This is a genomic window from Baekduia sp. Peel2402 (genome assembly GCF_052567285.1).
Genome location: NZ_CP199582.1, coordinates 739,171 through 759,499, shown reverse-complemented (window position 1 = coordinate 759,499; position 20,329 = coordinate 739,171). Strand labels below are relative to the sequence as shown.

Here is a 20,329-nt window from a genome sequence, read left to right as displayed (position 1 = left end):
GATGCCCGACACGCTGGTGCTGCTCCACGGCTTCGGCGGGACCCACCGCGCCTGGGACCCAGTCCTGCCCGAGCTCGACCACGAACGCTACAACCCGATCGTCCCGGACCTCCGCGGGCACGGCACGAAGGCCGTGGTGCGGCCGGTGTCGTTCGACGGCTGCGTGGCCGACGTGCTCGCCGCCGCGCCCGGGCAATTCGTGTTGTGCGGGTACTCGATGGGCGGCCGGATCGCGCAGTTGGTGGCCTTGGCGGCGCCGGAGCGGGTCTCGCGGTTGGTGCTGGTGGCGACGAGCGCGGGGATCGAGGACGCGGCGGCGCGCGCCGCGCGTGTGGCGGACGACCGGGCTCTGGCCGACGAGATCGAGGGCATGAGCGCCGAGGCGTTCGCCGACCGTTGGATGGCGCAGCCGATCTTCGCGGGCACGCCGCCGGAAGCCGCCGCGGTGTGGCGAGCGGACCTGCTGCGCAGCGACCCGCGCGACCTGGCGGAGGCGCTGCGGACGATCGGCGGCGGCGCGATGGAGCCGTTTTGGGATCGGCTGGGGGAGCTGACGATGCCGGTGACGATCGTGGCGGGATCGCGCGACGAGAAGTTCGCGCGCTGGGCGACGGAGCGGTACCCGGCGCTGATCTCGCACGCGGAGGTCCACGTGATCGACGGCGCCGGGCACGGGATCCCGCGCGAGGCGCCGCGCGAGCTGGCGGCGATCATCCAGGGCGCGGCGTGAGGGCGCTGGCGCTCTCGGCGCTCGCCGTCGCGCTGGGGGTTGCCGGGTGCGGCGCCGACGAGGACCGCTCCGCGACGACCACATCCACCACCGCCGTTGCTGCGACCTCCGGCGCGCCGATCGCGCGCACCGCCGCCGCTCCGCCGCGCCTCACCCTCCGCCAGGCGATCGGCCAGCGCTTCGTCTTCGCCTACTCCGGCCTGAGGCCGCCGCGCGCGCTGGAGCGCCGGATCTCTCGCGGCGAGGCGGCGGGCGTGATCCTCTTCGGCCGCAACGTCCGCTCGGTCGCGCAGGTCCGCGCGACCGTCAAGCGCCTCCAGGCGATCAAGCGCCCCGCGGGCCTCGACGCCCCGCTCTTGGTGATGGTCGACCACGAGGGCGGCCCGGTCCGTCGCCTGCCCGGCCCGCCCGCGAAGGGCGCCGCCGAGACGCCGAGCCCTGCCGCCGCGCGTGCTTACGGTCGCGCCGCGGGCGACCTGCTGCGCTCCGCCGGCGTCAACGTCGACCTCGCACCGGTCGTCGACGTCGCCCGCGCCGACAGCGCGCTGGCCAACGAGGGCCGCACCTACGACGACGACGTTGTGAATGTGGTCGCCAAGGCGGGCGCGTTCGCCGAGGGCTTGAAGGCGGCGGGCGTCGCACCCGTGTTGAAGCACTTCCCGGGCTTCGGCGCCGCGACCATCAACACCGACAACGGCGCCGCGCGGGTGGACCTGTCGCTGAGCGCGCTGCGCGCCACCGACCTGGTGCCCTACCAGCGCATCCGCGCCCCGGCCGTGATGCTCTCGACCGCGATCTACCCGCGGGTCGACCCGCGGCCGGCGGCGTTCTCGGCGAGGTGGGTGCGCGACGAGCTGCACGGGCGTCTGAAGTTCGGCGGCGTGACGATCACCGATGACCTCCAGACGCCGGCGGTCGCGAAGTACGGCTCACCGGCGCAGCTGGCGTTCTTCGCGGTGAAGGCTGGCGTCGATCTGCCGCTGTTCGCGAAGGACTACACCGCGGGCGCTCGGGCGGCGGCGGGGCTGGAGCGGGCGGTGAGGTCTGGCGCGTTGTCGCGCGCTGTTGTCGAGGCGGGGGCGCGGCGTGTGCTCGGGTGGCGCGGGGCGCTGGGGTGAGCAGTGCGGGGCGCATGGGTGGCGCAGGGCGTGGTTCGGAGGGCGGCGAAGGAGTGAGCGCTTGTGGCGTGGCCGCCGCCGCGCGTCGTCCGCGCGCGTCGGCCCCTATATGGAGCTCAATCCGACACGGAGCAGGATTCGGTGCCGAACGATGGCGCGAGTCGTCCTAACCGGCATATAGGCGGTCAGAACGACTTGGACCGCCCGCGTCCCGGCGCTTCGGCCCTGAGCCGCCCGCCCCGAGCCCGGGCCAACGCCCGCGGATGACCGAAGGCGGTCGCCACGCCACCGCCTTCACTCCTTCGCCGCCCAGCCCCGGCGTGCCGCACCACCCGAGCAACCGCGCTCCTCACCCTCGGCGCGGGCGCGACCCCTACAACAATCCCGGCCCCGTCGGCACCATCAGCCGCCCATGCCGCACCACCAACCCCGCATCCACCGCGCCGCCGCCCTCGAACATCCCCAGCGTCGCGAGCCCGCACGGCAGCTCGACCTTCAGCGCCGCCGCGCAGTGCAGCGCCGCCGCAATCCCCAAAGGCCCGTCGAACGTCGAGGCCACGTACGCCTCGGCGCCCGTCGCCCGGACCAGCGCCGCTTGCGCGAGCAACGCGCTGATCCCGCCCGCGCGCGACACCTTCAGGCAGACCGCGTCAGCCGCCGCCGAAGCGATCGCTCCGTGCACCGCCACGGTCTCGTCCATTGCGATCCGGACCGGGACCCGCTCGCGCACGGCCCGCAACTCGGCGATCCCCGAGACCGGCTCCTCCACCAGCTCCAGAGCCCCGTCCGCCGCGAGCGCCTCGATCGCGTCGACCGCCTCGTCGACCGTCCAGGCGCCGTTGGCGTCCAGACGCACCGCGACCGCGTCGCCGACCGCGCGGCGCACCGCCGCCACGCGTGCGACGTCGTCGCCCACGCCGACCTTCACCTTCACGCACTCGAAGCCCGCCTCGGCCGCGGCGGCCGCCGCTTCGGCGGCGCTCGCGCGGTCGGTCGCGCCGATCGTCGCGTTCACCGGGACGGCGTCCAGAGGGTCGTCGGTCAGTAACTCGCAGATCGGCCGTCCTGCGCGGACCCCGGCGGCGTCCCACAGCGCGAGGTCGACCGCGGCCAGCGCCTGCGGGAGATCGGCGACCTCGCGGCAGGCGTCCAGGAGCTGGGGGCCGGTGCGGCCGCGGTCGTTGGACAGGACCTCGGCGTAGCGCTCCAGCGCCGCGCCGACGACGTCCAGCGGCACGCCGTCGTAGGGCTCCAGCGGCGCGGCCTCGCCGCGGCCGGTGATCCCGTCGGCGGTCGTGATCGTCAGCTCGTACATGCCGCGCTCGGTGACCTCGCCGTAGGAGGTCCGCAGCGGCGTGCGCAGGCGATGGGTGACCGGTTCGAGCGCGACGTCCATCTCCTCCGGCAGCCTGGCAGGTCGCGACGCCGGAGGGATCCATCAGCGCGCGTGATGGATGCTGACGCGAACGTGACTTCGACATATCGACGACCTCGTGCCAGGATCAAAAGCATGGAGCTTCGTCACCTGCGCACCATCGCCGCCGTGGCCCGCCACGGCTCGTTCACCAAGGCCGGCGAGGAGCTCCACCTCGCCCAGTCGGCCATCTCCCAGCAGATCCGCCGCCTCGAGGCCGAGCTCGGGATCCAGGTCTTCACGCGGTCGTCGCGGTCGGTCGAGCTGACCGCCGAGGGCCGCCTCGTCCTGGACTACGCCCACCGCGTCCTGCACGAGGTCGAGGGCCTGCAGAACGAGCTGGAGGAGCTGTCCGGCCTGCTCCGCGGCGAGCTCAAGCTCGGCGGCATGTACCCGACGGGCCTCTACGACCTCGCTGACGTCATCGCCGACTTCCACACCCGCCATCCCGGCGTCGCGATCCACATGGTCGAGCGCACGCAGGACGAGTTGTTGGATGCCTTGCGCTCCGACGAGCTCGACGCGGCGTTCACGGCCGTCGACCCTGACGCCCTCGGCGAGGACTTCGCCGCCAGCCTCGTCTTCGAGGAGGAGTTCGTGGTGGCCTTGCCCGTCGAGCACCCGCTGACCGAGTGCGACCACATCACCTACGAGCAGCTCGCCGCCGAAGACCTCGTCACCTACCGCGAGAACTCCGCGCTGCGCCTGCGCCTGGAGAAGGCCATGGCCAAGCTCGGCCTTGAGCCGCGCAACGCCTTCATCTGCACCGAGATGGGCGCCGTCCGCGCGCTGGTCTCCAAGGGCCTCGGTGTCGCCGTCCTGCCGCGCTCGATCGCCGCCGATCCCGGCCCCGCCATCACCTTCCGGCCCGTCGGCCCTGAGCTCCTGACGTGGCCGACGGCGCTCGTCTGGCGCGCCGACCGCCGCCAGCCCCCGGCCGCCAAGGCCTTCCTCCAGCTCGCCCTCCAGCGCGCCGAGGACACCGGACGCGACGGCCGCTCCGGCACGCCACCGGTCGCGCTGGTCGCCTAGCCCGCCTGCGCCAGCCGTTCCCGGAGCGCCACCGCGAGCTCCAGGGCGCCGCGGCCGCCTTCCGGGACTGGCTCGGCGCCGTCCAGCAGCATCTCCGCCACCCGGATCGGCACGCCCGCCCGCACCGCGACGTTCAGCGCGTCGCTCGGGCGGGCGTCGAGCGTCGCGCCGTCATCCAGCTCCACGACCGCGTAGAAGACCCCGGTGTCCGCGTCCAACCGCTCGATCCTCACGCCCGCCACGGACCGGCCCGCCGCGCCCAGCAACGCCAAGGCGAACGCGAACGTCCCCGGCCGCGGCAGGTCGACGTCGTCCAGCGCCGCGGCCAGCGACACCGCGTCGAACGTGTCGACCCAGATCGGCAGCCGCCGCTCTCCGTCAGCACCACCACGTGGGTGGTCGAGTAGCGCTCCTCACCGGTTGCCACCACGTCGGCGATCTCCACCGTCACCATCACGTCGCTCCCTTCGTCGAGCCGCGCGCGCAGCGTCGCGCGCGCCTTGTGCAGCCGGGTCCGCACCGCGCTCTCGGCGGTGCCGAGATGCTCGGCGACCTCCGCGCGGCTCAACCCGGCCAAGTAGTACAAGAACACCGCGTCGCGCTGTCCGGGTGGCAGCGCCGCGACCGCCGCGCGCACCCGCACCACCGTCGCGCGTCGCTCGGCCTCACACGCGGGGTCACCGTCCGCAGCGACCACGTCGGGAACCAGATCGCCGCCCACATCCCGCCGCGCGCGCATCCCCAGCCGCCGCGCCACCCGCAGCCCGATCCCGGTCAACCACGGCCCGAACGCGCCCGGCTCCCTCAAAGACCCCAACCCGACCAGCGCCTGCAGCACCGCGTCCTGTGTCGCATCCGCCGCCAGCGCGCGGTCGCCATCCAGCGCGCGCAGGCACGCCCGCGACAACATCGGGTGATGGCGCACGACCAGCGTCTCGAACGCCGCGCGCCCCGCGGCATCGCGGGCCAGCGCGGCGGCGACGAGATCGGCGTCAGAAGCGGGCATCCGGTCACATAGTGCGCCGACCGCCCGCCAGGGTCACCCCGTGATCAACAACCCCGCGCTCAGCAGCACGCAGTAGACGAGCTGGAGCATCCCGGTCTTGGCCAGCGCGCCGTTGAGCGTCGGGCCGTCGTCGTGCTGGCGCACGGTCCGGACCAGCGGCACCGCCAGCGGCAGCGAGAGCCAGGTCAGCAGGACCCACGGGCCGACGTGGTCGCCGCCGGCCAGCCAGACGATCGGCGGCACGAGGAACGCGACGTAGACCTCGAAGGCGTACAGGCTGCGCGCCGCCGACCGTCCGAGCCGCACCGCCAGCGTGCGCTTGCCGACGCGCGCGTCGGTGCCCGCGTCGCGGATGTTGTTGACGGCGAGGATCGCGGACGCGATCAGCCCCACCGGCACCGCCAGCGCGAACGCCTCCCACTCCAGCCGCTCGACCTGCGCGTAGAAGGAGCCGGTCACCGCGACCAGCCCGAAGAACAGGAAGACGAAGACGTCGCCGAGGCCCTCGTAGCCGTAAGGCCGCGGACCGCCGGTGTACAAGACCCCCGCCAGGATCGACGCGGCGCCGATCGCCAGGATCACCCAGCCGGCGACGACGATCAGGTACACGCCGCACAGCACCGCCAGCGCGAACGACACGTAGGTCGCGGTCAGCACCTGCTTGGGCGGAACCAGCCCGCCCGCGGTCACGCGCACCGGCCCGAGGCGGTCCTCGGTGTCGGCGCCGCGCCGCGCGTCGGAGTAGTCATTGGACAAGTTCGCGCCGACCTGGATGAAGATCGCGCCCAGCAGCGCCGCGATGAACGCGCCGACGCGCAGAGAATCTCGCTCGGCGACCGCCAAAGCGGTGCCGACGAGCACCGGCGCGACGCCCGCGGGCAGCGTCCGCGGCCGCGCGGCGAGCAGCCAGATCTGGATGGGGGAGGGGCGACTGGAAACCGACATGGTGCTCTACGCCCTCCTCGGAAACTGACTGAAGTCCGGGGCACGCTTCTCCTTGTAGGCCTCGCGCCCTTCCTTGGCCTCGTCCGACCCGTAGAACAACAGGTTGGCGTCGTGCGCCAGCTGCTGGATGCCCGCGTAGCCGTCCTCGTGCGCGTGGAACGAGGACTTGACGAGCCGCAGCGCGAACGGCGACAACTCCAACATCTCGCGGCACCAGGAGACCGTCTCCTCCTCCAGGCGCTCCAGCGGCACGACCGCGTTGACCAACCCCATCGACAACGCCTGCTGCGCGTCGTACTGGCGGCACAGCAGCCAGATCTCCTTGGCCTTCTTGGTCCCGACCAGGTCGCGCAGCAGCGACGCGCCGAAGCCGCCGTCCCAGGACCCGACCCGCGGGCCGGTCTGGCCGAAGCGCGCGTTGTCGGCGGCGATCGTCAGGTCACAGCACAGGTGAAGGACATGTCCGCCGCCGATCGCGAACCCCGCGACCGACGCGACGATCGGCTTGGGCAGCCGCCGCATCTGGACCTGTAGGTCGGTGACGTGGAAGCGCCCGACCTTGGCGCCCTCCGGGATGTAGCCGGTGTCGCCGCGGACGTTCTGATCGCCGCCGCTGCAGAACGCGTGCGGGCCCTCGCCGGTGAAGATCACGACGCCGACGTCGCCGTCCTCGCGGGCCCGCTCCAGCGCCTCGGAGACCTCCACGAGCGTCTGCGGCCGGAACGCGTTGCGCACGTCCGGACGGTCGATCGTGATCTTCGCGATCCCGTCTCCGCTGAGCTCGTAGCGGATGTCGGTGAAGTCGCCGTCGCCGGGGGTCCAGGTCACTGCCATGGCGGGCAGGCTACTTTCCGAGCCATGGTGGTCGAGTCCTGGCTGGCGAGGGCGGCGCGTGAGCGTCCCGACACCCCTGCCGTCAACGACCTCACCTACGAGACCCTGTACGAGCGCGCGAAGGCCTCCGCGGCGGGGCTGCCGCGCGGCGCGCGCGTCGGGTTGGCGATCCCGCCGGGCGTCGATTACGTGGTCGCGCTGCACGCTTGCCTGCTGGCGGGCGCGCTGGTCGTGCCGATCGACCTGCGGTTGACGGAGGCCGAGCGCCCGGACGTCGACGTCGTCTTCGGCGGCGAAGTGCGATGCGCGGGCGATGCCGCCGACGTCCGCGACGAGCACGACCTCGACGACCCGGCGATCCTCGTGCACACCAGCGGCACCACGAGCGCGCCGAAGCCGATCCGCCTGACCTACGGCAACTGGCTGTGGAGCGCGCTGGGCAGCGCGGTCGCGCTGGGCGTCGATCCAGACGAGCAGTGGCTCTGCACGCTGCCGCTCTCCCACGTCGGAGGTCTGTCGATCCTGCTGCGCTCGGCGATCTACGGGACGACCGCGATCGTTCACGAGCGTTTCGAGACCGACCGCGTCCTCGACGCGCTGGAGCGCCCGGACGGCCCGACGATCGTCTCCCTGGTCCCAACCACGCTCGCGCGCCTGCTCGACGCGGGCCTGCAAAAGCCGCCCGCGCTGCGCTGGGCGCTGCTCGGCGGCGCCCCGCTGCCGCCCGCGCTGCTCGAACGCGCCGCCGACGCCGGCGTCCCGGTCGCGCCGACCTACGGCCTCACCGAGGCTTGCTCCCAGGTCGCGACCGCGGGCGTGCCGCTGTTCTGCACCCGCGTGGAGCTCGAGCCCGACGGCGAGATCGTCGTCTCCGGCCCCACCGTCTCGCCGGACGCGGGCGACGGACAGGACGTGCTGCACACCGGCGACCTCGGCGCCTTCGACCCGGACGACGGCACGCTGCGGATCGTCGGCCGCAAGGCCGACACGATCGTCACCGGCGGCGAGAACGTCGCGCCCGCCGAGGTCGAGGCGATCCTCGAAGCGCACCCGGCGGTCGCCGAAGCCGGTGTCCTCGCGCGGCCCGACGACACGTGGGGCGAAGCCGTCGTCGCGCTCGTCCGCCTGCGCCCCGACGCGCACGCCACGCCGACCGAGCTCATCGACCACGTCCGCGGGCGCCTCGCCGGCTTCAAGGTCCCCAAGGACCTCCACCTCATCACCGACCCGCTCCCGCGCACCGCCTCCGGCAAGCTCCTCCGGCGCGACCTCCGAATCCCCGGATAGGGTCGCCGCATGGGGAGAAGGATCTCGCTCGCGGCCGCCTGCGCGGTCGCCGTCCTGAGCGTGCCCGCGTCCGTCGTCGCCGCCACCCGCGTGGTCGACGCCCAGGCTGGGCCGTACACCACGATCACCGACGCGCTGCTGGCCGCCGCACCCGGCGACACCATCGACATCCACCAAGGCCATTACCACGAGGACCTCTGGGTCGACAAGGACGACATCACGCTTCACGGCGCGCCCGGGACGATCGTCTCCGAGACCGGGCCCCACGTCGTCGCGCTGATGGGCGCTCGCGCCACGATCGACAACCTCATGATCGCCGGCGGTCCCGGCGGCGTGCGCATCGAAGGCGACGGCGCCCGCCTACTCGACAGCACGATCCTGGCCGACACGAACAGCGTCGCGATCAAGGACGCGCTCGACACTCGCCTGGACCGCGTGCTGGTCCGCGCCACCGCGCTGGCCGGTACGGCGCTGACCGTCACGCACGACACGCCCGACTTCCTGCGCACCGTCGTCTCGACCTCGATCGTCGTCGGCGGTCGCGAGGGCCGCGGCATCGCGCTGAGCGACGGCGCGGTTGGCGACGTCACGCCGACCGGCGGCCAATCGCTCGCCGCGATCCAGTCCACGATCTCCGGCGCGCCGACATCGGTCTTCACGACGACCGCCGGCCAAGGCCACAGCCCGGACTTCGACAACTACAACTCGCTCGTCGACGGCGGCGACCGCACGGCCGGGTTCGTCAACGCCGCGGCGCTGGACTTCCACATGCGCGAGACCGCCGTCCAGGCGGGAGGGCTCCAGCTGCCCGCACACCTCGCGCAATACGCGCCGCGGGCCGACTATGACGGCGTCCCGCTGCCCACGTCCGGCAACGTCACCCCGGGCGCCTTCCAGTTCACCGACCGCGCGCCGAACGCGATCCTGACCGCCTCGGCGACGACCGTGCGCCAGGGCGCCACGGTGCGCTTCGACGCTTCCGGCTCCATCGATCCCGACGTTGGCGGTCGCATCGACCGCTACATCTTCGAGTACGGCGACGGCACGGTCTTCCAGCCGCTGACGTGGCCCACCGTCGACCACGTCTTTGCGCGTCCTGGCCGCTACCTGGTGACGGTTCGAGCGCTCGACTCGCTCGGGGCCGGGACGACGAGCGCGCCGGTGGCGATCACGGTCACCGATGCGGTCGCGCCCGTGCTGGGGATCACGACACCGCGCGAGAAGGCCAAGCACAAGCAGCTGCGCCGCAGCGGGCGCAAGCGCGTGGTCAACGTGCTGAAGGTGGCGGGCCGCGTGACCGACGACGGCGGCGTCGCGCGCGTCGACGTCACGCTGGCGCGCGGCAAGGTCACGCACACGGGGCGCGCCACGCTGGGCAAGGGCGCGACGTTCACCTGGCACTCGCCCGCGAAGGCCAAGCTCGCCCGCGGGACGTGGACGCTGACGGTCCGCGCGACGGACCGGGCGGGCAACGCGAGCCAGGCCGTGATGCACTTCACGGTCACGTGACGATCGATCCCGAGGAAGAGCGCGCCAACGCCCGCGAGCGATGGGAGGCCATCGCCCCGCAGTGGGAGGCCGGCGTGGACGCCTACCAGCGCGGCGCGCTGCCGGTCGCGCACTGGATGGTCGAGGCGCTCGCGCCGCAGCCCGGCCAGACGGTGCTCGAGCTGGCCGCCGGCCGCGGCGATGTCGGCTTGCTGGCCGCCGAGCTGCTGGTCCCTGGTGGCAAGCTGATCCTCACCGACGGCGCCGAGGCGATGGTCGAGGTCGCCAAGCGCCACGCCGCGACGCTCGGCCTGCCCGATGGCCTGGTGGAGTTCAAGCCGATGGAGCTGGAGTGGGTCGACGAGAAGCTCGCGACCCTCGACGGCCTGCTCTGCCGCTTCGGCTACCAGCACGCGGTCGACCCCGAGGCGGCGCTGCGCGAGGCGCGCCGCGTTCTGAAGCCCGGCGGCCGGATCGTCCTGGCGACCTGGGCGCCGCCGGAGGAGAACCTGTGGCTCTCGGGGCTGCCGAAGGCCGCCGAGTCGCTCGGCCTCGCCGAGCCGTCGCCGCCCGGCGCGCCCGGCGCCTTCGCGCTCAGCGACCCGACCCAGCTCGCCGACCTGCTCGAAGACGCCGGCTTCGACGAGCCGCGCATCGAGCCCATCGACCTGATGTTCAACGCGCCGTCGCTGGACGCCTGGTGGGACACGCTGCGCGAGTTCTCCTCCACGATGCGCCCGCTGCTGGAGTCCCTCTCGCCAGCCGACCACTACAACTTGCGCGACGCCGCCGAGGCGAAATGGGCGCCGTACGTGGCACAGGACGGCAGCGTCTCGATCCCTGGCCGCGCCCTGGGCGCCATCGCGGAAGCGTGACGCATAGACTTCCGCCAACTATGTACTACGACGACGACGCAGACCTCACCCTCCTGGACGGCAAGACCGTGGCCATCATCGGCTTCGGCTCGCAGGGCCACGCCCACGCCCAGAACCTCAAGGACTCCGGAGTCAACGTCGTCGTAGGCCTGCGCGAGGACTCCGCGTCGGTGCAGCAGGCCAAGGACGCGGGCCTCGAGGTCCTCTCGGTCGCCGACGCCGCCAGCAAGGGCGACATCGTGATGCTGCTCGTCCCGGACGAGCTGCACCGCCAGGTGTGGGAGTCCGACGTCAAGGACGGCATCGCCGAGGGCAACCTGCTGCTCTTCGGCCACGGCTTCTCGGTCCTCTACGGCGAGGTCGAGCCGCCCGCGGGCGTCGACGTCGGCCTGGCCGCCCCGAAGGGCCCCGGCCACCTCGTGCGCCGCCAGTACACCGAGGGCTCCGGCGTCCCCGGCCTCGTCGCGATCCACCAGGACGCCACGGGCAACGCCAAGGCGCTCGCGCTGGCCTACGCCAAGGGCATCGGCTGCACCCGCGGCGGCGTGTTCGACACGACCTTCAAGGAAGAGACCGAGACCGACCTCTTCGGCGAGCAGGCCGTCCTCTGCGGCGGCGCGTCCGCGCTGGTCCAGGCCGGCTTCGACACGCTGGTCGAGGCGGGCTACGACCCGCAGATGGCCTACTTCGAGTGCCTCCACGAGCTCAAGCTGATCGTGGACCTCATGTACGAGAAGGGCCTCTCGGGCATGCGCTACTCGATCTCCAACACGGCCGAGTACGGCGACTACACGCGCGGCCCGCGCGTCGTCAACGACGACACGCGCGCCGAGATGAAGAAGATCCTCGGCGAGATCCAGGACGGCACCTTCGCGCGCGAGTGGATCGCCGAGAACCGGGCCGGCCAGGAGAACTTCAAGCGCATCCGCGCTGAGCAGGCCGACACGCAGGTCGAGCACGTCGGCAAGGAGCTGCGCTCGCACATGGACTGGATCCAGACCGAGTTCTAGGTCTGATCCGCCGCGCCGGACGATGAGTTCGGCGCGGCGACCCGGTCGGAGGGACATGGCTCCTCCCACCGAATCGCTCTGGCCGCGGCTGGCGGACCTGCCGCTGACCGTTGAGGCGTGCGAGTACGACCGGCTGCACGCCGCCTTCCCGCAGGACTTCGAGCGCGTCACGACGCACGTGCGCCTCATCGGCGCCGGCGTCGACGGGCTGGGGGAGGACGTCTCGATCCACGTCGAGGACGGCGGCTCGCTGCACGAGACGCAGCTGGAGCTGCCGCTCGCCGGCGAGTGGACGCTCGCGTCCTTCACCGACCACCTCGCGACGCTCGACCCGTGGGTCGTGCCGCCCGAGTGGGAGCCGGCCCGGCGCTGGCGCAACTGGGCGTTTGAGTCCGCGGCGCTGGACCTCGCGCTGCGCCAGGCCGGTCGCGCCCTGCACGACGTGCTCGGCCTGGAGCCCCAGCCGGTGCGGTTCGTCAACTCGCTGGGCCTGGGCGAGGAGCCGTCGGCCGACCACGTCCACCGGCGGCTCGACCGCGCGCCGAGCGTGCGTTTCAAGCTCGACGCCGAGACGACCTGGTCGCCGGAGCTGATCGACGCGCTCGCGGCGACCGGCGCGGTCGACACGATCGACTTCAAGGGCCACTACGGCATGGAGGTCAAGCACCCGGAGCGCCTCGGCGCGCTGTACGACCAGCTCGTCGCCGCGTTCCCGGACGCCTACCTGGAGGACCCGCACGACCTCCCGGAGATCACGGCCAGGCTCGCCGGCCACGTCGACCGCGTCTCCTACGACGCGCCGATCCACGATGCCGACGACATCGGCGCCACGCCCCTGCCGGCGCGCGTGGTCAACGTCAAGCCGTCGCGCATCGGCGGCGTCCGTGAGCTGCTGGAGGTCTACGCACGCTGCGCCGCGCAGCAGCGGCCGATGTACGGCGGCGGCATGGGCGAGCTCGGCGTCGGCCGCGGCCAGATCGAGCTGCTGGCCGCGCTCTTTCACCCCGATGCGCCCAACGACGTCGCCCCGAGCGTCTTCCACGCCGATGATCCGGCGGACGCGCTGCCGGCCAGCCCGCTGCCTCCGCGCCCCGACGCGATCGGGTTCCGCTGGCTGACCTAGCGCGGACCGACTAGCCGGATCGGCCGGTGTTCACTGTCCGGCAACGGGACCCACCGCGACTCGTTCGGTACTCTCCAGAAGCCGTCGCGACTGGCGTCTCTGAGGTGGGCTACCACCGGGGAGCGGCGGCCCAAGAACCGCCGCACGCCTGGGCACCTTCATCCCGACCCCGAGGAGCCCCATGACGACGAGCGCAAGCACGCTCACCATCCCCGAAGACCTCAAGCCGGCCGATGGGCGATTCGGCTGCGGCCCGTCGAAGGTGCGGCCGGAGCAGCTCGCCACGCTGGCGACGCGCGACGCGCACCTGCTCGGCACGTCGCACCGCCAGAAGCCGGTCAAGGACCTCGTCGGACGCGTCCGCTCTGGCCTGAGCGACCTCTTCAGCCTCCCCGAGGGCTACGTCGTCGCGCTGGGCAACGGCGGCACGACCGCCTTCTGGGACGCCGCCGCCGCCGGGATCATCCGCGAGCGCTCGCTGCACCTCAGCTACGGCGAGTTCTCCAACAAGTTCGCCAACGTCGCCAAGGGCGCGCCGTTCCTGGCCGACCCGACCGTGATCAAGGCCGAGCCGGGCGACGCGCCCGCGCCGCAGTTCCAGGCCGGACACGACGTCGTCGCCTGGGCCCACAACGAGACCTCGACCGGCGTCATGGTCGGAATCGAGCGCCCGGCCGGCAGCGACGGCGCGCTGGTCGCCATCGACGCCACCTCCGGCGCCGGCGGCCTGCCCGTCGACGTCAGCCAGACCGACGTGTACTACTTCGCGCCCCAGAAGTGCTTCGCCGCCGACGGCGGCCTCTGGCTCGCGCTGCTCAGCCCCGCCGCGCAGGAGCGCATCGCCGAGGTCGGCGCGCGCACCGACCGCTGGATCCCCGAGTTCCTGTCGCTGACCACGGCGCTGGACAACTCGCTCAAGGATCAGACCTACAACACGCCCGCGCTCGGCACGCTCATCCTGCTCAACGCGCAGTTGGAGTGGATGAACGAGAACGGCGGCCTGGACTTCGCGGTCGGCCGCACGCGCGAGTCGTCGGAGGCGCTGTACGGCTGGGCCGAGGCGAGCGAGTACGCGACGCCGTTCGTGACCGATCCCGCCAAGCGCTCCTACGTCGTCGGCACGATCGACTTCGACGAGAAGATCGACGCCGCCGCCGTCGCCAAGGCGCTGCGCGAGAACGGCATCGTCGACACCGAGCCCTACCGCAAGCTGGGCCGCAACCAGCTGCGCATCGGCATGTTCCCGGCCATCGAGCCCGAGGACGTGCGCCAGCTGACCAAGTCCATCGACTACGTCGTGGAGGCCCAGGCCTAATGAGCGGGAACGGCAACGGCGCCACGCGCGTCCTGGTGGCCGAGAAGATCGGCGCGAGCGGGATCAACCTGCTCAAGGAGCACTTCGACGTCACGACGGCGTTCGACGTCGAGGGCTTCGACTTCGCGGCGGAGATCGGCAACTACGACGGCCTCCTGATCCGCTCGGCCACCAAGATGACGGCCGACCTCATCGAGAAGGCCACCAACCTGAAGGCCATCGGCCGCGCCGGCGTCGGCGTCGACAACGTCGACGTCCCCGCCGCGACCAAGCGCGGGATCATCGTCGCCAACGCGCCGGAGTCCAACGTCGTCACCGCCGCCGAGCACACGATGGCGCTGCTGCTCGCCCTGGCCCGCAACGTGCCCCAGGCCCACGCGGCGCTCAGCGGCGAGGGCAAGTGGGAGCGCTCGAAGTGGTCCGGCGTCGAGCTGGACGGCAAGGTCCTCGGCATTCTCGGCTTCGGCCGCATCGGCCAGCTCGTGGCCGCGCGCGCCAAGTCCTTCGGGATGCGGGTGCTCGCGTTCGACCCCTTCGTCAGCGCCGAGCGCTACAAGGACCTCGGCGTCGAGAAGGCCGAGAACTCCGACGCCGTCTACGCCGAGGCCGACTTCCTCACGCTGCACCTGCCCAAGACGCCCGACACCGAGGGCTGGCTCGACGCCGAGGCCATTGCCAAGTGCAAGGACGGCGTCAAGGTCCTCAACGTCGCCCGTGGGCCGCTGATCAACGACGAGGACCTGATCGCCGCGCTGGACAGCGGCAAGGTCGGCGGCGCGGCGCTGGACGTCTTCCGCTCCGAGCCGCTCACCGAGTCGCCGTACTTCGGCCGCCCCAACGTGATCGTGACGCCGCACCTGGGCGCCTCGACCGCCGAGGCGACCGACCGCGCCGGCTTCCAGGCCGCCGAGCAGGTCGTCGCCGCCCTGACCGGCGGCTCGGTCACCACCGCGGTCAACGTCCCGGCGATCAAGGCGGAGGACTTGGAGGTCCTCGGTCCGTACGCGCCGCTGTGCCAGCAGCTCGGCCACGTCGCGATGGTCCTCGCCGAGGGCAGCAGCGTCGAGAAGATCGAGATCGAGCTGCTCGGCCGGATCGCCGACTTCGACACGCGGCCGTTGGCCACCGCCACGCTGCTCGGCGTCCTCGCGGGCAAGACCGAGGAGGAGCTGAACGTCGTCAACGCGCCGTCGATCGCCAAGGAGCGCGGCATCGAGGTCGTCGAGGTCAAGAACGACAGCTCGCGCGACTTCGAGAACCTGGTGCGCATCACCGTGCACTCGGGCGACGGTCGCGAGCGCGTCGTCGGCACCACGTTCGGCCGCAAGAACCGCCCGCACCTCCTGGAGGCGTGGGGCCAGCGGCTCGACGTCCAGCTCGACGACCACCTCGCGGTCTTCCGCTACGGCGACCGCCCCGGCGTCATCGGCCGCATCGGCACCGCCTTCGGCGAGGCCGGCGTGAACATCGTCTCGGCCGCCGTCGGCCGCACCGACGAGGACGGCGACGCCACTGTCGCCGGCGAGGCCGTCATGGTCGTCACCACCGACGCGCCCGTCCCGCGCGACGTCGTCGACGCCATCGCGGCGTCCGACGGCTTCAGCGGCGGCCGCGCGATCACGCTCTAGCACGTCACACCGGAAAGGCGCCCCGAACCCAAGGTTCGGGGCGCCTGGTCCTGGGTACCGAACCTGACGTCATGTCGAGTCGGGTCACCTCGGTCCTGGCGCTGGTCGCAGCTGCCTTCGTGGTGGCTGCCTGCGGCGGCGGGGAAAGCAGCAACAGCGGCACGGTCACGCTGAACTGGTGGGCGGGCAACCAGCCCGGCGGCTCGTTCCAGAAGGCGGCTGAATACTGCTCTCAGCAGTCCAAGGGCGAGTACACCATCAAGGTGAACCTGCTCGGCACCGACGCTGACAGCCAGCGCCAGTCGCTGGTGCGGCGGCTGGCCGCGGGCGACTCCTCGATCGACCTGATGGCGATGGACGTCGTCTGGACCGCGGAGTTCGCGGAGGCCAAGTGGATCCTGCCGTTCCCGGCCGACAAGGTCGCCGAGCTGAAGAAGGATCGCCTCGAAGGCCCGCTGAAGACCGCCGAGTACGACAACAAGCTCTACGCCGCGCCGGGCAACTCCAACACCCAGCTGCTCTGGTACCGCAAGTCGCAGCTGAAGGGCAAGTCAGTGCCCAAGACGTGGGACCAGCTCATCGACACGGCCAAAGAGCTGAAGACGACCATCGCCTACACCAACGCGCAGTACGAGGGCACGACCGTGTGGTTCAACTCGGTCCTCCAGAGCGCGGGCGGGTCGATCCTCGACGGCACCGACAAGGTCGGCCTCCAGCAGGAGCCGTCGCTCAAGGCCATCGGCATCATGCAGCGCTTCGCGCAAGGCCCGGGCAACCCGTCGCTGCCGGCCGCCAAGGAGGACCAGGCGCGCCAGGCCTTCGAGGTCCCGACCGGCACGGCGTTCGAGCTCAACTACCCGTTCGTGTACGCCTCGGCCCAGAGCAACACCACGGTCAAGGGCTTGAAGGACGACATCGCCTGGGCGCCCTACCCGAGCGTCAAGGAGGGCGGCGAGGCCCGCGCCCCGATCGGCGGCTTCAACTGGGGCGTCGGCGCCCACACCAAGCACAGCCAGGAGGCCTTCGACGCCGCCACGTGCTTGGCCTCCGAGCAGCCCGAGCGCCTCTACGCGCAGCTCGACTCGCTGCCCCCGACGCTGTCGGCGGTCTACGCCGACCCCAAGTTCAAGAAGTCCTATCCCTTCTCCGAGATCGTCAAGGAGCAGCTCGATGCTGCCGGCGTGCGGCCCGTGACGCCGCTGTACGCCGACGTCTCGCTCGCGGTCTCCTCGACGCTGTCGCCCGCCGCTGACATCAAGGACCCGCAGACGACGCTGGACAAGCTCAAGAAGCGCCTCGGCGACGCGCTCGAATCGAAGGGGCTGCTGTGAGCTCGACGACGCCAACCGCTGCCGGTGCTGAGATCGAGCGTGGCGCGCTGAAGGAGAGCGGCGCCAAGCCGCGCCTGAGCGAGCGCACCCGCGCCGAGCGCAAGCTGGGGTGGATGCTCTGCGCGCCCGCCGTGGTCGTGATGCTCGCGGTCACCGCGTACCCGATCCTCTACGCGATCTGGTTGTCGCTGCACCGCAGCGACCTGCGCTTCCCGGACCGCACCGCCTGGGTCGGCCTCGACAACTACATCACGGTGTTGTCGTCCAACCTGTGGTGGAAGGATCTCGGCCACACGATGATCCTGACCGTGCTGTCGGTGATCATCGAGCTGGTCCTCGGCATGTTGTTGGCCTTGGCGATGCACCGCGCGATCATGGGCCGCGGCCTGATTCGCACCAGCGCGTTGGTGCCCTACGGCATCGTCACGGTCGTCGCCGCGTTCGCGTGGCGGCTGGCGTTCTCCAAGGCCGACGGCGGTTTCGTCCCGGCCGTGCTGAACCTCCAGGACGACCCGCTGATCACGACCTGGTCGACCTACCTGACGGCGATCCTGGCCGAGGTCTGGAAGACGACGCCGTTCATGGCCTTGCTGTTGCTATCCGGCCTGGCGCTGGTGCCCGACGACCTGCACGAGGCGGCCAAGGTCGACGGCGCCTCCACGTGGCAGCGCTTCTGGAAGATCACGATCCCGCTGATGAAGCCGGCGATCCTGGTCGCGCTGCTGTTCCGCACGCTGGACGCCTTCCGGATCTTCGACACGGTCCAGGTGCTGTCCAACGGCTCCAACCGCGCGATCGAGACGGTCTCGCAGCTGTCGTACAACACGCTGCTGATCCGCCTCAACCTGGGGCTCGGCTCGGCGGTGTCGGTGTTGGTCTTCGTGTGCGTGTTGTTGATCGCGTTCCTGTACGTCAAGTTCCTGGGGGCCAACCTGGCCCAGCAGCGGGGTGAGAACTAGATGGCCGTCGATCGCAAGAAGTGGTTCGGGTGGGCCGGCGCCGAGGCCGTCATCGTCGTCGCCGCGCTGTTCCCGGTGCTGTGGCTGCTGTCGCTGTCGCTGAAGGACCCGGCGACGGTCAACGACGGCCGGCTCATTCCCAAGACGTTCTCGTTTGACAGCTACAGCTCGATCTTCGACCAGGACATCTTCACCAAGGCCTTGCGCAACTCGCTCGGGATCGCGGCGATCTCGACGATCATCGCGGTGACCCTGGCGTCGATGGCGGCCTACGCGATCGCGCGCCTGGACTTCCCGGGCAAGCGCCTGATCCTCAGTGCCTCGCTGGCGATCGCGATGTTCCCGCCGGTGTCGATCGTCGGCCCGCTGTACGACATGTGGCGCACGCTCGGCCTCTACGACACGTGGGCCGGCCTGATCATCCCCTACATGACGTTCACGCTGCCGCTGGCGATCTTCACGCTCAGCGCGTTCTTCCGCGAGATACCGTGGGAGCTCGAACAGGCGGCCCAGATGGACGGCGCGACGCCGGCGCAGGCGTTCCGCAAGGTCATCCTGCCTCTGGCGGCGCCGGGCGTGTTCACGACGGCGATCCTGGTGTTCATCTACGCCTGGAACGACTTCGTCTTCGCGCTATCGCTGACGTCGACGACCAAGGCACAGACGGTTCCGCCCGCGATCCAGAGCTTTACCGGCGTGTCGCAGTTCACGGCGCCGACAGGCGCGATCGCGGCGGCGGCCATCATCGTGACGATCCCAATCGTCCTGATGGTCCTCTTCTTCCAACGGCGGATCGTGGCGGGCCTGACGGCCGGCGCGGTCAAGGGCTAGACGGGTTCCAAGGAGCGAGTCCCATGGCGGGCATCACCCTCGACGACATCACCAAGCGCTACGACGACGGCTACGAGGCGGTCAAGCACCTCGACCTCGAGATCGGCGACGGCGAGTTCCTGATCCTGGTCGGGCCGTCGGGCTGTGGCAAGTCAACGGCATTGCGAATGGTCGCGGGCCTGGAGGACATCACCGACGGGCGGCTGCTGATCGACGGCCAGGTCGTCAACGACAAGGCGCCCAAAGACCGCGACATCGCGATGGTCTTCCAGTCCTACGCGCTGTACCCGCACATGACGGTGGGCGAGAACATGGCCTTCCCGCTGCGGCTGGCCAAGCTGCCGGACGCGGAGATCAAGGAGCGCGTCGACAAGACCGCCAAGATCCTGGATCTGACCCAGCACCTGGACCGCAAGCCGGCCAACCTGTCGGGCGGCCAGCGTCAGCGCGTGGCGATGGGGCGGGCGATCGTGCGCTCGCCAAAGGCGTTCTTGATGGACGAGCCGCTCTCGAACCTCGACGCGAAGCTGCGCGTGCAGATGCGCGCCGAGGTCTCGCGGATCCAGAAGCGCCTGGAGACGACGACGATCTACGTCACGCACGACCAGACCGAGGCAATGACCTTGGGTGATCGCGTCGCCGTGATGCGCGCGGGGATCCTGCAGCAGGTCGACTCGCCGAAGAACCTCTACGAGCGGCCCGACAACCTCTTCGTCGCGGGCTTCATCGGCTCGCCGTCGATGAACTTCTTCAGCGGCAAGGTCGACGGGGACACCCTGAAGCTCCCGTTCGCCGACATCCCGCTGACCGACGCCCACCGCCGCGCGCTGTCCGATGGCGACGCGGGCCGCGGCGACCTCGTCGTCGGCATCCGGCCCGAGCACTTCGAAGACGCCTCGCTCGTCGGCGAGCAGTCCTCGCACGGCGTGGAGTTCGAGGCGCCGATCGACATCACCGAGTCGATGGGCTCCGAGGTCTACGCCTACTTCAACTACGAAGGCTCGGGCCCCGACCACGACGAGCTCGCCGACCTCGCCGCCGAGAGCGGCGCCGCCGACCTCCCGGACACCGAAGGCCGCGCCGTCGCGCGCCTGGACGCGGAGACCTCGGTCAAGACGGGGGAGAAGGCGCGGCTGTGGATGGACACGAGCCGGATCCACCTGTTCCACGGGGAGGACGGCCGGGCGCTGCGGGCTTCGGATGGCGACGCCGCCGCCTCGTCGGGTGCTGGCCGCTTCGCCCGCGATGCCGACGCCTCCGACACATCGGCTTCTGACGTACCGCCCGCGCAGCCGCAGGCCTGAATCATCAAGGGCGTGAGGCCGTTGAGGCGTGGCGACCGTCTTCGGTGTGGATCGTCGCTTGTGGCGTTGCCGGCGGCGGGGATTTACAGCCGCATCAAG

At 71.4% G+C, this 20,329-nt stretch carries 19 protein-coding genes and 1 riboswitch; of the genes, 14 read left to right on the top strand and 5 right to left on the bottom strand.

Annotated features, from left to right (window positions below; all coding sequences use genetic code 11):
* Position 1: 1 nt before the first annotated feature.
* Both ACT01A_RS03705 and ACT01A_RS03700 read left to right on the top strand, forming a co-directional pair.
* The gene (locus tag ACT01A_RS03705; RefSeq protein WP_445150896.1) at positions 2 to 730 is read left to right on the top strand and encodes an alpha/beta fold hydrolase; all 729 of its coding nucleotides are present in this window, start codon (positions 2 to 4) and stop codon (positions 728 to 730) included.
* The gene (locus tag ACT01A_RS03700; protein WP_445150895.1) at positions 727 to 1,848 is read left to right on the top strand and encodes a glycoside hydrolase family 3 N-terminal domain-containing protein; all 1,122 of its coding nucleotides are present in this window, start codon (positions 727 to 729) and stop codon (positions 1,846 to 1,848) included. The genes ACT01A_RS03705 and ACT01A_RS03700 overlap by 4 nt, the downstream gene beginning before the upstream one ends.
* A gap of 373 nt (positions 1,849 to 2,221) precedes the next feature.
* On the opposite strand, the gene ACT01A_RS03695 is transcribed toward ACT01A_RS03700, so the two are convergent.
* A complete protein-coding gene (locus ACT01A_RS03695; protein WP_445150894.1) occupies positions 2,222 to 3,244 on the bottom strand; it encodes a mandelate racemase/muconate lactonizing enzyme family protein in 1,023 nt (340 codons plus the stop codon).
* A 114-nt stretch (positions 3,245 to 3,358) separates the two neighbouring features.
* Between ACT01A_RS03695 and ACT01A_RS03690 the strand changes: the two genes are divergently transcribed.
* Positions 3,359 to 4,294, top strand: a complete 936-nt coding sequence (locus ACT01A_RS03690) for a LysR family transcriptional regulator (RefSeq protein WP_445150893.1) — start codon at positions 3,359 to 3,361, stop codon at positions 4,292 to 4,294.
* Here the strand turns inward: ACT01A_RS03690 and ACT01A_RS03685 are convergent.
* From ACT01A_RS03685 to menB, 4 genes are read right to left on the bottom strand one after another with little or no spacing between them, the layout of a single operon-like run.
* Positions 4,291 to 4,629, bottom strand: coding sequence for a bifunctional nuclease domain-containing protein (locus tag ACT01A_RS03685; RefSeq protein ID WP_445150892.1), 339 nt, complete (start codon positions 4,627 to 4,629; stop codon positions 4,291 to 4,293). The two genes, ACT01A_RS03690 and ACT01A_RS03685, sit on opposite strands and share 4 nt — an antisense overlap.
* The gene (locus tag ACT01A_RS03680) at positions 4,524 to 5,300 is read right to left on the bottom strand and encodes an RNA polymerase sigma factor (RefSeq protein ID WP_445150891.1); all 777 of its coding nucleotides are present in this window, start codon (positions 5,298 to 5,300) and stop codon (positions 4,524 to 4,526) included. The genes ACT01A_RS03685 and ACT01A_RS03680 overlap by 106 nt, the downstream gene beginning before the upstream one ends.
* Before the next feature lie 33 nt (positions 5,301 to 5,333).
* Positions 5,334 to 6,245 carry a 1,4-dihydroxy-2-naphthoate polyprenyltransferase gene (locus tag ACT01A_RS03675; RefSeq protein ID WP_445150890.1) on the bottom strand — a complete coding sequence of 304 codons (912 nt, stop codon included), beginning with the start codon at positions 6,243 to 6,245 and terminating at the stop codon, positions 5,334 to 5,336.
* A 6-nt stretch (positions 6,246 to 6,251) separates the two neighbouring features.
* On the bottom strand, positions 6,252 to 7,079 hold the full coding sequence (gene menB / locus ACT01A_RS03670; protein ID WP_445150889.1) for a 1,4-dihydroxy-2-naphthoyl-CoA synthase: 828 nt from the start codon (positions 7,077 to 7,079) through the stop codon (positions 6,252 to 6,254).
* Between the two features lie 24 nt (positions 7,080 to 7,103).
* Between menB and ACT01A_RS03665 the strand changes: the two genes are divergently transcribed.
* The 11 genes from ACT01A_RS03665 to ACT01A_RS03615 all read left to right on the top strand — a co-directional run bounded on the left by ACT01A_RS03665 (position 7,104) and on the right by ACT01A_RS03615 (position 20,230).
* Positions 7,104 to 8,366 (top strand): AMP-binding protein, encoded by a 1,263-nt coding sequence (locus ACT01A_RS03665; RefSeq protein ID WP_445150888.1) that lies wholly within the window; start codon positions 7,104 to 7,106, stop codon positions 8,364 to 8,366.
* 9 nt (positions 8,367 to 8,375) lie between these two features.
* Entirely contained in the window at positions 8,376 to 9,875 is a 1,500-nt protein-coding gene (locus tag ACT01A_RS03660) for a PKD domain-containing protein (protein WP_445150887.1), read from the top strand.
* Positions 9,872 to 10,729: a class I SAM-dependent methyltransferase gene (locus tag ACT01A_RS03655; protein ID WP_445150886.1), complete on the top strand. Its 858-nt coding sequence runs from the start codon at positions 9,872 to 9,874 to the stop codon at positions 10,727 to 10,729. The genes ACT01A_RS03660 and ACT01A_RS03655 overlap by 4 nt, the downstream gene beginning before the upstream one ends.
* Positions 10,730 to 10,749: 20 nt before the next feature.
* The gene (ilvC, locus tag ACT01A_RS03650) at positions 10,750 to 11,739 is read left to right on the top strand and encodes a ketol-acid reductoisomerase (protein ID WP_445150885.1); all 990 of its coding nucleotides are present in this window, start codon (positions 10,750 to 10,752) and stop codon (positions 11,737 to 11,739) included.
* A gap of 55 nt (positions 11,740 to 11,794) precedes the next feature.
* A complete protein-coding gene (locus ACT01A_RS03645) occupies positions 11,795 to 12,862 on the top strand; it encodes a hypothetical protein (RefSeq protein ID WP_445150884.1) in 1,068 nt (355 codons plus the stop codon).
* Between the two features lie 76 nt (positions 12,863 to 12,938).
* Positions 12,939 to 13,023: riboswitch (ZMP/ZTP riboswitch) on the top strand.
* A 20-nt stretch (positions 13,024 to 13,043) separates the two neighbouring features.
* Positions 13,044 to 14,177: a phosphoserine transaminase gene (gene serC / locus ACT01A_RS03640; RefSeq protein WP_445150883.1), complete on the top strand. Its 1,134-nt coding sequence runs from the start codon at positions 13,044 to 13,046 to the stop codon at positions 14,175 to 14,177.
* Positions 14,177 to 15,805 (top strand): phosphoglycerate dehydrogenase, encoded by a 1,629-nt coding sequence (gene serA, locus ACT01A_RS03635; RefSeq protein ID WP_445150882.1) that lies wholly within the window; start codon positions 14,177 to 14,179, stop codon positions 15,803 to 15,805. The genes serC and serA overlap by 1 nt, the downstream gene beginning before the upstream one ends.
* 71 nt (positions 15,806 to 15,876) lie before the next feature.
* Positions 15,877 to 17,136, top strand: a complete 1,260-nt coding sequence (locus ACT01A_RS03630) for an extracellular solute-binding protein (protein ID WP_445150881.1) — start codon at positions 15,877 to 15,879, stop codon at positions 17,134 to 17,136.
* A 74-nt stretch (positions 17,137 to 17,210) separates the two neighbouring features.
* Positions 17,211 to 18,095 carry a carbohydrate ABC transporter permease gene (locus ACT01A_RS03625; protein WP_445152792.1) on the top strand — a complete coding sequence of 295 codons (885 nt, stop codon included), beginning with the start codon at positions 17,211 to 17,213 and terminating at the stop codon, positions 18,093 to 18,095.
* Positions 18,096 to 18,926: a carbohydrate ABC transporter permease gene (locus ACT01A_RS03620; RefSeq protein ID WP_445150880.1), complete on the top strand. Its 831-nt coding sequence runs from the start codon at positions 18,096 to 18,098 to the stop codon at positions 18,924 to 18,926.
* Between the two features lie 23 nt (positions 18,927 to 18,949).
* Positions 18,950 to 20,230: an ABC transporter ATP-binding protein gene (locus ACT01A_RS03615; protein ID WP_445150879.1), complete on the top strand. Its 1,281-nt coding sequence runs from the start codon at positions 18,950 to 18,952 to the stop codon at positions 20,228 to 20,230.
* Positions 20,231 to 20,329 lie beyond the last annotated feature (99 nt).